Genomic DNA, 14545 nt, shown 5'->3' with positions numbered 1-14545 from the left:
GATTAACCCGCCCGGCCCGATAACGGTCGGTGATCAGCCCTGGCCGGTACGGATCCTGCCGAGCCAGGCGGCGGCCTCGGCGAAGTCGTCGTCGTTTGTACCGGGCTTGATCTGCGGGACGAGAGCGTCGGCGCGCGGGTAACTGCCCAGGAAGCGCACCTTGGCGGAGATCCGGTGGAGACCGGAGATCGCCTCGCCGACCCGGGCGTCGGCGACGTGGCCCTCGAAGTCGAAGTGGAAGAAGTAACGGCCGATGCCGTCGCCGGTGGGCCGCGACTCGATGCGGGACAGGTTGACGCCGCGGACGGAGAACTCGGTCAGCATCTCCAGCAGCGCGCCCGGATGGTCGTCGGCCAGGAAAACGACCAGCGAGGTGCGATCGGCACCGGTCGGCTCGGGCAGCGGTCCTGGACGTGACACCCGGACGAACCGGGTCACGGTGTCGGTGCGGTCACCGATCCCGGTCGCGAGCGGGACGAGGCCGTAGTGCTCACCGGCGATGCGCGCGGCGATGGCGGCGTCGTACGGCGAGCCGGGGGTCGCGACCTCCTGCGCCGCCGCCGCTGTCGACGGGGCGGCGACCACCACGGCGTCGGGCAGCTCACGGGCCGTGAAGTTGCGGCACTGGGTGATGGCCGCCGGGTGGGTGAAGACCCTCTTGATGTGCCCCATCTCGGTGCCTGGGCGCACCAGGAGCGAGAACTCGACGGGGAGCAGCAGCTCCGCGGTGATGAGCAGCGGCTCGCCTTGGGCGAGCTCGTCAAGTGTCGTGGTGATGGCGCCTTCGAGCGAGTTCTCCAGCGGGACGACTGCCCCCTCCGCCTCGCCACGCCGGACCGATTCGAGGGCCGCGGTGATGTTCGGGCTCGGCAGACGCTCGGCCTCCGGCGCCAGGATGCGCAGGGCTTCCTCGGTGAAGGTTCCCTCCGGTCCCAGGTAAGCGAGTTTCGGCATGACCTCAGGCTATCCGGCGACTGTCGGAAAATGTGCCCAGGATCGCACGCTCGGGCCGTCCGCCCTCCCCGCGACCGCCCGGGTCGCTCCGCATTGGGTCATTTCACGCCATAGATCACATCAAATCTGGTTATTTCACACCGCAGGTCGCTTCACCACCGGCCGCTTGACGCCACAATTCACCTCACGTCAGCGGAGTGCCCGAAATGTCGCTCTCCGTCTGGGCAGCCACACCCCCAGCAGCCAGACCAGGGCCAGCGCGCCCAGCCCGAACCCGTTCTGCACGATCTTGCCCAGCACGGGACTGAGCACCGGGATCTCCGCCGCCTTGATCGTCACCCCCCACCAGGGGATCGGCAGCACGTAGTAGAGCCAGACCCCGGCGGCCACCCGGACCCTGACCGGGTCGCGCCCGTCACCGACCAGCGCCCCGAGCACCACGACCACCCAGGCCAGGTGGTGGATCCAGGCGACCGGAGAGAGCAGCACCGCCATCAGCCCGACCAGGGCGACCCCGGCCACGAGGTGCCCGTCGAGCAGCGCCCTGCGGGCGTGACGGAAGCCGTACCAGGCGACCACGGCGACCAGCGCCACCCAGAGCACGCTCGTCAGCACGTCGGGCAGGTAGAGCCGGATGAGCATGCCGCGCATCGACTGGTTGGTGGTCGCGGCGTTGGCACCGAGCCGCTCGGGGTCGAGCAGCGCGCGGAACCAGAAGTCGGCGGCGTCCGCCGGGATCACCAGGAACGGCAGCAGGGTCAGCAGCGCGGCGGTGAGCGCGGCCATGAGGAAGGTGTCGCGCTGCTCCCGCCTCGCCCCGGGGCCGAAACCGGTGATGAGGAGGTAGATCAGGAAGACACCGGGAGTGAGCTTGACCGCCGTGGCCAGGCCGATCAGCATGCCGCGCGGCCACACCGGACGCCTGGCCACACAGTCGGCCAGGCAGAGCGCGACGAGCAGGATGTCCACCTGGCCGAAGCGGACCTGGTCCCTGACCGGCATCAGGTAGGTGCACGCGATCATCAGGACGGCGAACAGCAGCGGCGCCCACAGCCGGTCCATCCCGCGCAGCCTCTCCAGGCCGCCCATCCCGCGTGACCGGGTACGCGCGCCCTCCGGTGGCACGCCCGCCCGTGCCGGGTCTCCGGCAGGCGTACCGGGAACGGCCCCCGGCGAGGCGGACACCGCGCCCTGCGTGCCCGTCGTGGCCGGTACGGTGCCCGGAACCGGGGTGTCCGTCCCCCCGAGCACGGCACGGAAGGAGAACCCGACGGTGACCGCCAGCGTCAGGAAGATCAGAGCTGTCCAGGCCCACTGCGCCGCCGGCCACGACACCGCCGCCAGCGGCGTGGCCAGCAGCGCCGCCACCGGCGGGTAGGTGAAGGGCAGCAGCTGCGGCGCGGCCGTGACGAATCCGTAGACGGACCTGCCCTCCAGGACCGCTTCTCCGCCGGTACGGTACACATCCAGGTCGACCAGGCGCTGGTCGTCCACGTTGCCCAGCCAGTAGAGCACCAGCGGGGCCACCGCCGCGGCGACGAGCAGCAGCGCGGGCAGCCACGGCAACCACCTCGACCACGTCGGCCACGTCGGCCACGTCGGCCACGTCCACGTGCGCCGTTCGGTCGTGGTCACCTCGCCAGTCCTCACGACCAGGCAGGCTACCGTGGGGCCGGGGAAACGGCTGCCCGACGGATACGGACAGGGGAACGGATGGCTTCGACACCGCGCGGTCGCGGGCCCGCGCTCCCGGCCGCCACCGGAACGCCCGGCGCCGCGACACGGCCAACGGGGTTCTCCAGGACCGTTCTGATCACCATGTCCCTGCTACTGGCCGCGGTCTGCGGGCTGCTCGGCGCCTCGGGGGCCCTCGGCGTCCTCGGTGCCGGTACGGCGAGCGCCTCGGTGGCGAGGGCGCTCCCCGAGAGGGTCGTGCTCGTCGGGGTACCGGGGCTGGAGTGGAGCGACCTGGACCGGGAACGGACCCCGAACCTGTGGAGGCTCGCGGGCGAGGGCGGGTCCGCGTCCATGTCCACCCGGGCGGTTCCGCCGCCGGACCGGGGGATCACCTGCCCGGTGGCGGGCTGGTTGACGATCTCCGCAGGCCAGCGGGCGGGCGCCCCCGGCACGGGCTGCGAGTTGCCGCGCACGCCGGAGGCGACCTCCGACGGCGGGGCGAGCGTGCCCGGCTGGGCTGAGCTGTCCGCTTTCAACGCCACCACCTCCTACCGGCCGGTTCTCGGGCAGCTGGGCCGGCTCGCGGCCGAAGCGGGCCTGAAGGTGGCCGCCGTCGGGCCGGGGGCCGCACTCGCCGCCGCCGACGAATCAGGAAAAATCGCGAAATACGCGGCGAACATCGAGGAACTCGGCGAGCTGTCCCCGTACCGGCTGATCGTTGTGGAGGCCGACGACCTCGCCAGGGCCTGGATCGGCGGCGGCCTCGCCCCGGACGGCGTCCCGGTCTCGATGACCGGCCAGGCCAGGCGGGAGGCAGTGGCCAGGGCCGACCGCGCGGTGGGCACGGTCCTCGATCGCCTGCCCCCCGCACGCCCGGCCGCCACGGACCCGGCGGCCCCCCCGCTCCCCGCGCAGACCCCGGAAACCACGCAGACACCCGAAGCCGGACAGGCTCCGCCCGCCGCGACGGCCGGCGGGGCCGGGACCACGGTCCTGCTCAGCGGCCTGGCCGACACCTCGATCGCGCCGCACCTGCACGTGGCGATCGCCCGGGGCCCGGCCCCCGGCGGTGAGCCGTACCCGCGTGGCTACCTCACCGCCACCTCCACCCGCCAGGACGGCCTGGTCACCAACACCGACCTGACCGCCACCGCGATCGACCTGCTGGGCCTGCGATCCCCGAACGGAGTCGTGGGGCGCGCCTGGCAGGGCGAGGGACCGAGCGGGGAGCCGGTCGCGGCGACCGTGGAGAGGCTGGCGGACGACGACCTGGCGAGCCAGGTGCTGCGCGAGGTGAGAGGGCCGTTCTTCGCGGTGTTCGTGGCGGTACAGATCCTGTTTTACCTGCTGGCCGCCGTCGCGATCCGGCGCGGCTGGGGCGGCTCGCGAGCCCTGACCGCCGTCCAGGCGGTCGCCGTGGTCAGCGGAGCGATCGCGGTCTCCACCTTCCTGGCGCAACTCGTTCCCTGGTGGAGCCTGCCCGCCCCGATGGTCTCGGTGATCGTGACGATCCTCGGGTTCGCCTGCGTGATCGCGGGAGTGGCGTTCGCCGGGCCGTGGCGGGCGCACCCGCTGGGCCCGCTGACCGTGGTCGCCGCCATCACCTCGATGACGCTGCTGGCCGACGTGATGACCGGCTCGGTGCTCCAGGTGAACGCGGTCACCGGCTACGAGCCGGTCACCGGCGGGCGCTTCTACGGTTTCAGCAACATCGCCTTCGCCGTCTACTCCGCCGGTACGATCCTGGCCCTGGCCGGGACGGCCCAGTGGCTGATCTCACACGGCCGGCGCGGGCTCGCGCTCGCGGTGTGCGCGGCGTACGGAGGGCCGGCGGTGTTCGCCGACGGCTGGCCCGCGTGGGGCGCCGACTTCGGCGGGGTCCCGGCGTTCCTGGTGGGGGTCGCCGTCTTTGTGATCCTGCTGTCCGGTGGGCGGGTCTCACCGGTCAAGCTGGGTCTGGCCGCCTTGGCGGGTGGCCTGCTGATCGGCACCATCGCGGTGGTCGACTGGCGCAGAGCCGCCGACCAGCGCACCCACCTGGGTGCCTTCGTCCAGCAGGTGCTGGACGGGGAGGCGTGGACCGTGGTCGGCCGCAAGTTCGGCGCGATGATCGGGGTCACGGTCGGCAACTGGTCGCTGTCCCTGCTCACGCTGGTCGCACTGGCGTTCCTGTTCCTGGTGCTCGACCGCCCGTCGCGATGGGGGGCCTCGGCCCTGGGCCGGGCCTACGCGCTCGCGCCCGCGCTGCGCGCCGGGCTGATCGGCGCGCTGGCCTGCGCGCTGATCGGCTTCCTGATGAACGACTCGGGCATCGCGATCCCGGCGATGGCGCTCACGGTCGCGGTTCCGCTGACGCTGGCCGCCTCCGTGCGCGCCCTGGCGCTCTCGCCGCCCACCACGCCAGGGCGATCGTCAACGCCAGCAGCGTCCACGGCACCACCCGCTCCCTGAGCAGGGTCTTCATCCAGAGCAGGTCCTCGGGCCGCAGCGCCTCCCTGGCCGGAAGGTAGCCCAGCGACAGCACGACGACCCTGGCCACCATGAAGCCTTCCAGCGCGGGCCAGGACGCCATGGCCAGCAGCGCGAAGGCCAGCCCGTCGTACCAGGGCAGCGCGTACGGCGCGGCGAACAGCCAGGCGACCACCATCACGGCGGCGACCGCGGGCGCGCTGTCGGCAGGCAGTGCCCGCAGCACCAGCCAGGCCAGACAGACCATCAGCAGCAGGGAGCCGATCTGGATCCAGGCCGAGTACGCGCCCGGCCCGAAGAGCGACTGGAGCCCCACCTTGACGAGCTGCCAGGGCGTGGCGAGCGAGACCTTCCTGCTGGCGGCGCTCACCTGGTCGAGCACGTGCGGCCCGGCGACGGCGTAGATCGCCACCACGGTGGCCGTCGCGGTCCCCGCCACCACGGCGAGCCTGCCCGGCGAGCGGCGCAGCTCCCATGCCGGGCCGAGGGCGACGAGCCCCGTGTTGAGCTTGACCCCGATGCCCACCCCGAGCAGCAGCCCGGAGGCGGCCCCGCGAACCGTGAGCGCGGCGACCATGCAGGCGATGGCGAGGGTGTCGATGTGCATCCCCGCGGCCAGGTGATAGATCATCAGCGGGTTGGCCGCCCAGAGCAGCGCCGCCCGCCGCTGCAGGCCCGCGTCGCCCCTGGCGAAACGGTGCAGCAGCAGCGCCGTACCGATGAACGCCGCGGCGTTGACCGCGGCCATCACGAAGATCGTCAGCCTGACCGAGTCGCCGCCCACGAGACTCGCCAGCGCCTGCACGGCGGTGGCGACCGGGCCGTAGACGCTGGTCACCCCGGCCCACTCCTCCACCGCGCCGGTGACCGGATCGTGGGGCAGGAGGGCCGGGGTGATCGCGTAGGGGTCCTGGCCGAGCGTGACCAGGCGGCCGTACGCGGCGTAGTTGAGATGGTCGGCCGAACCCGAGGGCGGCAGGAAGGCGAGCAGGCCCGCGGCGGTGCAGCCCGCCATGAGCAGCCATCGCGGTTCCGGCCTCCACCGGGACCTGAGCGCGGCGGCGAGACCGAGCCCGCCCAGGACGATCGCGGCGGCGCCCATGGCGATGACCAGATGGGCGCTCACGTGGGCGTCCAGCGAGTACGGTGGCTGCCAGGACGGCCCGGGCAGCCTGGGGACCATGGCAGAGGGCCCCAGCAGCCCGATCAGGACCGTGACCGCCACCGAGAGCCCCATGGCCCCGAACGCGGCGATGTCGAGCCTCCGCGGCATGCCGCCGGCGGGGCCCCGCCTCCTGTCGCCGACCGGCGCCTCCAAGCTCACCCGCAGATTCCAGCACATCCCACAGGTGCCCGGTGCGGCGGCGGACCGGGCGGTGCCGCGAGGAACGGCGGGCGACCTGCCCTCCCGGCGGACCGGGCTATCCCCGCATTCCGCACATGACCTCGATCGGCCCGCGCTGACGCCCCGCACCGCCGACCCTCGCATGGCGCCTGACCTGCAAGGGCGTCGCACATGCGGAGACCGCGAATCCTCGCCGGACCCGCGACGACCACTCCGGCCAAGCCCGTGGCCGGAGGTCGAGGATCACTCAACCGAGTGAACGTTCCCGTGCCCGGCGTCGGACCAGGAGGGCGCGGGCGACATCGCGGAACTGCCTGGCCCGATGGAGCTGGGCCCTCCAGTCGGTGCCGGTGGCCCGGTGGGTCATCTCCACCGGGACCTCGCGCACGCGAAAGCCCTTTCTGAGCAGATCGATCGTGAGACCGGTCTCCACACCGAAGCCGTGTGCCAGTGGCCGGGCGGCTTCGAAGGCCGCCCGGGTCAGGCAACGCTGGCCGTTGAGCGGCTGGACGGGCGTCCATCCGGTGGCACGCTCGACGCCCTCGCGGGCGAGCTTCACGACGAACCCGTGCCCGCCGAGCTTCACGCGGGTGACGAAGGCGGCGATCGTCATGTCGACCTCGCCCGCCGCGACCGGCTCGATAAGCGGCGCGGCCGCGCGTGCGGTCTCGCCCAGGTCGGCGTCGAGGAACAGCAGGTGCCGAGACTCCTCGCCGTCGAACAGGCGCACTGCCTCGGCACCGCTCTCCATGGCGGCGGCCTTGCCCCGGTTGCGGCTGTGCCGCACGACGTGGGCCCCGGCAGTCCTGGCCACCCGCCCCGTCTGGTCGGTCGAGCCGTCATCGACGACCACGACGAGATCGACGCCGGGCAGCGCCAGGGCCGCGGCCACGGTGGCCCCGATCCGATCGTCCTCGTTCTTGGCGGGAATGATCGCCGCCGTGCCGGTCATCGAACACCTCCAACGTGGAAACCCCAGGCCTCAGCCATGGGGAGAGGGTCATCCCTGGGATTCGGAGGTCAGCAGCTTCTCCGGCAGGGTCTCGTGCACGACAAAGACCGAGTCTAGGCCCGTAACCTGAAGGATCTTGCGTACGGCAGGCCGGGGCGCCGCCACCTCCAGCGTGCCGCCGCGCTCGCGCAGCCGCTTGAGCGCGGAGAGCAGCACGTTCATGCCGGTGGAATCGCAGAACTCCACGGCGGACATGTCGAGGACTACGAGCATGGTCTGGCTCTGCCCGAGCAACCGGGTGAACTCGGCCTGCAGGCGAGGCGCGGTGTATAGGTCGATTTCACCAACGATGGTCACGACGGTGTGCCCGGCATGAGATCGAGTTGAGACTTTTAGCTCCACAGCGGGCACACTAGCGGCGCGGGGGCCGCCGGTCACGTTCTCTTGAACAACCCGAGTCGTCCGCCCTTTGTCCCCCGTTTCGGCCTCACGGAAACCCTGAGTGCGGGAAGCTTGACACTGCGCAACACCGGCTTGGCCGAAAAAGGGAGAAGACCCGACACCTCCCGATCGTCGCCGCGCTACGGCAGTGACAGCCGTTGAGTTACAGGAAACGGGCTCGAACGCACTCATGAACACCGACCTACCCGAGGATCTCCAGCGGCAGCGGCTCCGGGAGCACCTGGAGTCCATGATCACTCGCACCGACAAGGCCACCTCGTGGCGCGACGCGGCGAGTTCGCTGCGGAAACTGGTGAACCACGAGGGACACGTCCCGATCAGAACCAGCCTGTCGATCGAGGACCTCGACTTCCTCGAAGGGGCACGCGAGGAGCTCCTCGACTTCGCCACGTTCGGCGTCAGGCTGCTCGACCTGCACCAGCCGCGTGACGCGGGTGGCATCACCAGCGACGCCGCGCACCCGATCCTGCGCTGTCGCAGCTGCATGTGGCGCTGGCCGTGCCCGACGTTCCGGGCGATGGTGGAGTCCCTCGGCACCACCAGGAGGCTGACCTCCTGCCAGCATGTCGAAACCGACACCGGGGACGACGAGTGCGCGCAGATGACCCTCATGGTCTCCGTGAAACCCGAAAGCGACGCCACGACCGCGCCGACCTCCAACGGCACCGGCCCGAACTGACGGCTCGCCGGATCCGGACCGGAAGAACCCGGACTGCCCTGCGCCGGATCGAGCGGATTCAGACCGGTGCTGCCGCCCAGGCGGCGATGAGCACCGTACGCGCCTGTACGTCGCGGACGTCGCACACGTCGCGGACGTCGCACACGTCGCGGACGTCGAAAACCGGCGCCGGGCCGGTGCTGCCGACCAGGCGGCGCCCCCGCGACGACGGCCGGGCGGTGCCGTTCATGCGGAGAGCGGCAGACGGATCTCGAAGCGGCAGCCCGGACCGGAGTTGACGACGCCGATCGCTCCCTCGTGGGCCTCGACGATGCCGCGCGCGATCGCCAGGCCGAGGCCCGCGCCGGCGCCGGCGCCGTCGGCGTTGGGGGTACGGGCCGCCTCGCCACGGAAGGCGACGTCGAAGACGCGGGGCAGGTCGTCCGCCGGGATGCCGCCGCAGCAGTCGGCCACGGACAGGCAGGCGATCCGACCCTCGACCGAGGCACGGACCAGGACGGTGCCGTCGCCGGGAGTGTGCCTGATCGCGTTGACCACCAGGTTGCGCAGCGCCCGGGAGAGTTCGGCCGCGTCGGCCTGGACGGGGATCACCGGGTCGACCTCGCCGGCCAGCAGCACCCCCTTGGCCCTGGCAAGTTGCTCCACCCCGGCCAGCGCGTCGGCGACCAGATCGCTGAGGCCGATCCTGCTGCGTGACAGGCGCAGCGTCCCCGCGTGGATCCTGGACAGCTCGAACAGGTCGTCGACCATTCCCGACAGCCGGTCCACCTCCAGGCGGATCTGCCGGTGGTAACGGCCTACGGTCTCCGGGTCGGCGACCACCCCGTCCTCCAGGGCCTCCGCCATGGCCCGCATACCCGCCAGCGGGGTGCGCAGGTCATGGCTGACCCAGGCGACGAGCTCGCGGCGCGCGCTCTCCAGGGCGCGCTCGCGCTCGTGGCCCAGGCGCAGTCGCCGGTAGGCCTGATCCAGGCTCCCGGCGATCGTGCCGAGCTCGGCGGGAAGACCTCCGGGCGGTGTGAACTCCCCCGAGGCGGGCACCGCGTGCACGGCGTCGACGAGCCTGCGGCTGGCCGCCACGACCCGGCGGGCGAGCACCGTCGCGACGCCCAGCCCGACCAGACCGCCCACCGCGACCACGCTGATCACGATGTCCCTCGACGTACCCTCAATGATCATTTTCAGGGTGATGGCGACCACGCCGCCCACCGTCGCCACCACGGTCACCACGACGACCACCGCGAGCATCGCGCCGATCGACCGCTCGCGCAGCAACCACATCGCCCCCAGCCCGGCGACTGCGACCAGCAGGCCGAGGCCGGCGGTGACCACGACGATCAGCAGTATCTCGGGGGTCACGGCTCCACCAGCGGCTCGTAGCGGTAGCCGACGCCCCACACCGTGACGATGCGCCTGGGAACGGTCGGATCGGGCTCGATCTTCTCGCGGAGGCGGCGGACGTGGACGGTCACCGTGGAGGAGTCGCCGAAGGACCAGCCCCAGACCTGGTTAAGCAGTGCGGAGCGGCTGAAGGCCTGGCGGGGGTTGCGCATCAGGTGGGCCAGAAGATCGAACTCGCGGGCGGTCAGCATGATCTCGTCATCTCGGAACCGCACCTCGTGGGCACCGACGTCGACGGTCAGATCACCGTCCCTGAGCACCCCGGTGCCGGTCGGCAGTGCGGCGCCCCGCGCGCGCCGCAGCACCGACTGCACGCGCAGAGCCAGCTCCCGGGGGCTGAAGGGCTTGGTGACGTAGTCGTCGGCACCGGTCTCCAGGCCGACGACCCTGTCCATCTCCTCGCCCAGCGCGGTCAGCATGATCACCGGAACCGGCCACCGCTCCCTGAGCTTCCTGCACACCTGGAGCCCGTCCATCTTGGGGAGCATCAGGTCGAGCACCATCAGGTCCGGCGGATTGGACAGCGCGCGCCTGAGCGCCTCGGCGCCGTCTCCGACGCACTCGACCACGTGACCGTCGCGTTCCAGGTAGCGGGCCACGACCTCGGCCACCATCGGATCGTCGTCGACCACCAGAATCCGCGCGCTCATGGTCACAACGGTAGGCCCGAGAGGGAGTGATCCCTAGCCGTGTCACCGGTCCGTAAGCACTCGATCGTTACGATCAAGGCGCCCACCCCCTTCTCTGCCAGCGTACGGTGGAGTACATGAGTCGTATCGTGCTGGCGGTCCTGGGCGCCCTGCTCGCGCTCTACGTGGTGTTCGGGCTCGTGCTGCCCGCCCTCTTCGGGCTGCTGAAGTTCGTGATCGTGCTGGCGGTCGTGGCCTTCGTGGTCGTCGCCCTGGTCACCGTGGTGTCCAAGTCCAAGAGGTGAACCTGCTCCTCGCCGTCCAGACACTGGCGGTCTGGATGTTCGACGGCGGTGGCGTCCTGACGGCGACCGCCGTGGTCGGGCTGGGTGTGCTCCTGCTCGCCTGGGCACTGCGCCCGGCGCCCATCACCTCCGGTGCACGGGCGCGGTCGCCGCTGTCGCGGCGTGATCGGGCCAGGCGGACGATGTTCGTCCGGCAACGCGACCCCGACGCGGCCGGGAGGTCCCGGCCCAGAGCACCCTCCGCGGGCCCGGCGCCCGCGTAACCCCCCGCGACCACCGTGTGCCGCGTGCACGCGCCATGAAAAACCTCCGCGATGCGCGGGCGTCCTCTGAGCCGTCTCCACTCCGGTCAGAAGGGCCCCAACCATGTTCGACCCCGTCATCGGGTTCACCGCCGACCTCATCACCGCGCTCGCGGAGCCGCTGGGCTCCACCGCGCTCGCGATCGTCGTGTTCACCGTTCTCGTCCGGCTCCTGCTGCTTCCGCTCAGCGTCATGCGGGCCAGGGGCGAGCGGGCCAGGATCCGCCTCGCGCCGGAGGTCCAGAAACTCAGGAAACGCCACGGTCGCCATCCTGAGCGGCTCCAGCGGGAGCTGGCAGCCCTCTACGCCAGGGAGAGGACCTCACCGCTGGCCGGTTGCCTGCCGTCCGTGGCACAGATGCCGTTCCTCATGGTGACGTACCAGGCGTTCGTCTCCTCGACGATCGCCGGGCAGGCCAACGCGCTGCTGACCCACGGGCTCCTCGGAGTGCCGCTCGGCCAGCAGTTCGCGGGCACGGTGGCCGGGTTCGGGCTGCTCAGCGGTCCGACCCTGGTCTTCGCCGGGCTTTTCCTGCTGCTCGTCGCCGTGGCGTGGGTCATGTCCCGCCAGGCGCGGAGCACGATGAGCGAGGATGTCCAGCCCGCGGCGCTGCGCCGGGTGCTGCCCCTGCTGCCGTATCTGACCGTTCTGGTCGCGGCGGTGCTGCCGCTCGCGGCCGGGATCTACCTGCTCGTCACGACGGCCTGGAGCGCCGGGGAGCGGGCGGTGCTGTATCGGCCCGCGTTCGCCGGAGGCTGACGGCGTTCCGGGCGGCGACGGAGGAGGTGCCGTCCCGCTTCATGACAGACGAAGCGGGACGGCACCCGACGGAAGAACTATCCGCATTCCCTGAGGGCAGGCTCGGGGGTGGAAACATGGCCGTTACCTACCGTGTTGACCGCCGTTACCACCGCCCAGACCGTGGTGATGTCTCCCTCGTGTCTGACTCCCCATGTTGAGGCCAGATATTCGACGATTCCGAGGCCTCGCCCTCCCAAGGAGGAGAGCGTCGGGCGCCCTGCCCTTGGTTCGGTGGCCGCGCCACCGTCACTCACTGCAACCTCGACCTGCTCTTCGGTCCAGTGCCATGACACCCTGATCTGCCCCGACGGCAACGGATGCGCGTGACGCAACGCATTACTCAGCAACTCGCTGACCACGAGCACCGCGTCATCTATGGCGGTCTCGTACACACCCCGTTCCTGCAGGTCAGAGCAGAGGCGTTGGCGTGCGACAGCGACGCTGGACGGTGCATACGGCAACAACACGACGCTCGACGCACTCACCTCCCCGTATGCCTTTCCCCCCTGAGGAACTCACCCCAGTACGACCGAAATGCCCCGTTAGATAGCCTCGGAAACCGGGCAGCAATTACAGCTTGTGCACATTCGACAATAGATCAGCGGATCCGTTACCGACTCGTTACCGGCCTGGCGTGTCGATCAGGTAAGAGCGCCCGGCGTGTCGGCGATACGGAGAGCCAGCCTCATCCGGGTGCCGCCCGCGGGGCGTGGATGCGCCGACACCTCTCCTCCCTGGGCCCGCGCCAGGCTCCGCACGATGTAGAGGCCAAGGCCGACTCCGCCGAACCTGCGGCGGTCACCACTGTCCGCCTGGACGAAGCGGTCGAAGACGCGCTCCCTGCTGGCGTGGTCGATTCCCACACCCTCGTCGTCCACGACCAGCACCACCCGGTCACCATCCACCCATGCCTCTACCCTGATCAGACCACCGTCCGGCGAATATTTGAAAGCGTTCTCCAGCAGCTGGGCCAGCAGGATATCGGTGGCCAGCGCGTCGCCGGAGACCAGGGGCAGGTCATCGGGGACGTCGACCTCGACCCGGTGCAGATCCGACAGGATCGGCAGGCCCAACGTGGCGCCCCGCACCAGCTCGGCCAGGTCGAAGCCCTCGATCCTGAGCGTGAGCTCGCCGGCCCCCGCACGCGCCCCCAGCAGCAGGTGGTCCATGAGCTGGCCGAGGGAACGGGCCCGCTCGGCGATGATGCGCACCGCGGCGCGGCGCTCGGCGTCGGTCATGCTGTCCCAGCGGGCGTCGAGGGTACCGGCGAAGCCGCGGACCACAGTGATCGGGGTGCGGAGCTCATGGCTGGTGGTGGCCAGGAAGAGATCCTTGGCCTCCTCCAGTTCCTTGGCGCCGGTGACGTCGCGAAAGTCGACCACGATCTCGCCCGTCTCCACGATCTCCGCGCAGAGCACGTCCAGCCAGGTGCCCGACGGCAACTGGATGGTGAGCTTTTCCCCGGGCCCTGGAAGTTGGAACGGGGGCGGCCCGCCGATCACCTCGGCGGCGTGGAAGCCGGTCAGCTCGCCGGCGGCCGGGTTCCACTGGACGACCTGGCCCAGCTCGTCGAGAACCGCTATGCCGTCGGCGCTGGCGTCGATTACCGCCCGCTCGTGGGCGCGCTGCCTCAACGCCTCCTGGTAGGCCATCGCGTTGCCCACGGCGATGCCCGCGTGACCCGCGAGGAGCTCCAGCAGCTCCAGCTCCAGATGCCCCACCTTGCGCTTGGCGAAAAGCGCGTACAGCGCGCCGTACGGCCGCCCGCCCATGGCCGCGAGACCGAGCGCGATGGTGTGCAGGCCGGGCAGCTGCGACCAGATCAGCTTGTCCAGCCGCCCCTGGTCGCCGGTCTCCAGCAGGACGGTTCTACCTTCACGCAGCAGCTTGCCGACCAGGCTGCTGCGGAGGTCCGCCGTGGAGTTGCGCATCGAGCCGGGAAGGTTGTGGCGGGCCACGAGACGGAGCCGGTCACCCTCGATGAGCACGAAGCCGCCCGCGTCGGCCCCGGTCAGGTCGGCGAGACTGGCCGCGATCCGGTCGAGCACCGCGGGCAGCTCCAGCTCGGCGTTGATATCGGCGACCACGTCGGTGAGCCGGCGGACGAGCTGTGCCCGGCGGGCGTTGCGGTCGTTGGCGCTCTCGTCGTCCCGGGCCAGGTGGTAGACGCTGACGTAACCGATGAGGGTGCCGTCCCGCGAGCAGAGGGCGCCGGTGTCGACCCGCAGGTCGAGCAGGCTGCCGTCCCGGTGGAACCGCTTGGTCCGCAGCGACACCTGGCCGCCGGTGCGGACCTTCTCCAGGACCGCGTTGTGCTCGGCTGTCAGCTCCTCGGGAACCACCGGAACCCGCCTGCCGATCGTCTCGGCGTCCGACCAGCCGAAGAGGCGCTCGGCGGCGGGATTCCAGGCGATGACCGTCTGTTCGCGATCGACGGCGACGATCGCGTTGGGCGCGTCGGCGACGACCGCTCGGCCGATGCCCTTGTCATTGTCGGCCGTGTAGTCCACCACACACCCATAGTGCCGTCTCAACCGGTCTGATCTTGGCACTTTCGTCCCGCACGTG

The 14545-nt window shown here is 71.0% G+C and carries 15 protein-coding genes; 5 read left to right on the top strand and 10 right to left on the bottom strand.

Features of this window, described 5'->3' with window-relative positions; all coding sequences use genetic code 11:
• Positions 1-33 precede the first annotated feature (33 nt).
• Together pheA and OG884_RS16990 are read right to left on the bottom strand one after the other, a co-directional pair.
• Positions 34-954 (bottom strand): prephenate dehydratase, encoded by a 921-nt coding sequence (gene pheA, locus OG884_RS16995; RefSeq protein ID WP_326646326.1) that lies wholly within the window; start codon positions 952-954, stop codon positions 34-36.
• A gap of 189 nt (positions 955-1143) precedes the next feature.
• A complete protein-coding gene (locus OG884_RS16990) occupies positions 1144-2589 on the bottom strand; it encodes a glycosyltransferase 87 family protein (protein ID WP_326646325.1) in 1446 nt (481 codons plus the stop codon).
• Positions 2590-2667: 78 nt separating this feature from the next.
• Here OG884_RS16990 and OG884_RS16985 point away from each other — a divergent pair, with 78 nt between their 5' ends.
• Positions 2668-5082, top strand: coding sequence for a hypothetical protein (locus OG884_RS16985; protein WP_326646324.1), 2415 nt, complete (start codon positions 2668-2670; stop codon positions 5080-5082).
• Here OG884_RS16985 and mptB read toward each other — a convergent pair.
• The 3 genes from mptB to OG884_RS16970 form a co-directional block, all read right to left on the bottom strand.
• A complete protein-coding gene (gene mptB, locus OG884_RS16980; protein ID WP_326646323.1) occupies positions 4964-6424 on the bottom strand; it encodes a polyprenol phosphomannose-dependent alpha 1,6 mannosyltransferase MptB in 1461 nt (486 codons plus the stop codon). The genes OG884_RS16985 and mptB overlap by 119 nt on opposite strands.
• A 268-nt stretch (positions 6425-6692) precedes the next feature.
• A complete protein-coding gene (locus OG884_RS16975) occupies positions 6693-7397 on the bottom strand; it encodes a glycosyltransferase family 2 protein (protein ID WP_326646322.1) in 705 nt (234 codons plus the stop codon).
• A gap of 48 nt (positions 7398-7445) precedes the next feature.
• A complete protein-coding gene (locus tag OG884_RS16970) occupies positions 7446-7799 on the bottom strand; it encodes an STAS domain-containing protein (RefSeq protein ID WP_326646321.1) in 354 nt (117 codons plus the stop codon).
• 229 nt (positions 7800-8028) lie between these two features.
• Here OG884_RS16970 and OG884_RS16965 point away from each other — a divergent pair, with 229 nt between their 5' ends.
• Positions 8029-8538 carry a hypothetical protein gene (locus tag OG884_RS16965; RefSeq protein WP_326646320.1) on the top strand — a complete coding sequence of 170 codons (510 nt, stop codon included), beginning with the start codon at positions 8029-8031 and terminating at the stop codon, positions 8536-8538.
• 58 nt (positions 8539-8596) lie between these two features.
• On the opposite strand, the gene OG884_RS16960 is transcribed toward OG884_RS16965, so the two are convergent.
• Genes OG884_RS16960 through OG884_RS16950 form a run of 3 tightly spaced genes read right to left on the bottom strand, consistent with a single transcriptional unit; the run spans position 8597 to position 10589 of the window.
• Complete coding sequence (locus OG884_RS16960; RefSeq protein WP_326646319.1) at positions 8597-8767, bottom strand: hypothetical protein; 171 nt, start codon at positions 8765-8767, stop codon at positions 8597-8599.
• Positions 8764-9897 carry a sensor histidine kinase gene (locus OG884_RS16955; protein WP_326646318.1) on the bottom strand — a complete coding sequence of 378 codons (1134 nt, stop codon included), beginning with the start codon at positions 9895-9897 and terminating at the stop codon, positions 8764-8766. Before OG884_RS16955 ends, OG884_RS16960 begins: the two co-directional genes overlap by 4 nt.
• A complete protein-coding gene (locus OG884_RS16950) occupies positions 9894-10589 on the bottom strand; it encodes a response regulator transcription factor (RefSeq protein ID WP_326646317.1) in 696 nt (231 codons plus the stop codon). The genes OG884_RS16955 and OG884_RS16950 overlap by 4 nt, the downstream gene beginning before the upstream one ends.
• 116 nt (positions 10590-10705) lie before the next feature.
• Here OG884_RS16950 and OG884_RS16945 point away from each other — a divergent pair, with 116 nt between their 5' ends.
• The 3 genes from OG884_RS16945 (at position 10706) to OG884_RS16935 (ending at position 11935) form a co-directional block, all read left to right on the top strand.
• Positions 10706-10873, top strand: a complete 168-nt coding sequence (locus tag OG884_RS16945) for a hypothetical protein (RefSeq protein ID WP_326646316.1) — start codon at positions 10706-10708, stop codon at positions 10871-10873.
• Positions 10870-11136 carry a DUF6412 domain-containing protein gene (locus tag OG884_RS16940; RefSeq protein ID WP_326646315.1) on the top strand — a complete coding sequence of 89 codons (267 nt, stop codon included), beginning with the start codon at positions 10870-10872 and terminating at the stop codon, positions 11134-11136. Before OG884_RS16945 ends, OG884_RS16940 begins: the two co-directional genes overlap by 4 nt.
• A gap of 103 nt (positions 11137-11239) precedes the next feature.
• On the top strand, positions 11240-11935 hold the full coding sequence (locus OG884_RS16935; RefSeq protein ID WP_326646314.1) for a YidC/Oxa1 family membrane protein insertase: 696 nt from the start codon (positions 11240-11242) through the stop codon (positions 11933-11935).
• A gap of 77 nt (positions 11936-12012) precedes the next feature.
• On the opposite strand, the gene OG884_RS16930 is transcribed toward OG884_RS16935, so the two are convergent.
• A complete protein-coding gene (locus tag OG884_RS16930; RefSeq protein WP_245651822.1) occupies positions 12013-12444 on the bottom strand; it encodes an ATP-binding protein in 432 nt (143 codons plus the stop codon).
• Between the two features lie 174 nt (positions 12445-12618).
• Positions 12619-14490, bottom strand: a complete 1872-nt coding sequence (locus OG884_RS16925) for a sensor histidine kinase (RefSeq protein ID WP_326646313.1) — start codon at positions 14488-14490, stop codon at positions 12619-12621.
• Positions 14491-14545: the final 55 nt, after the last annotated feature.

Origin of the sequence: Streptosporangium sp. NBC_01755, from assembly GCF_035917995.1 — a bacterium.
Taxonomy (GTDB): Bacteria; Actinomycetota; Actinomycetes; order Streptosporangiales; family Streptosporangiaceae; genus Streptosporangium.
Note: the sequence above shows the minus strand (reverse complement) of the source record. Positions and strands in the feature narration are given on the sequence as shown.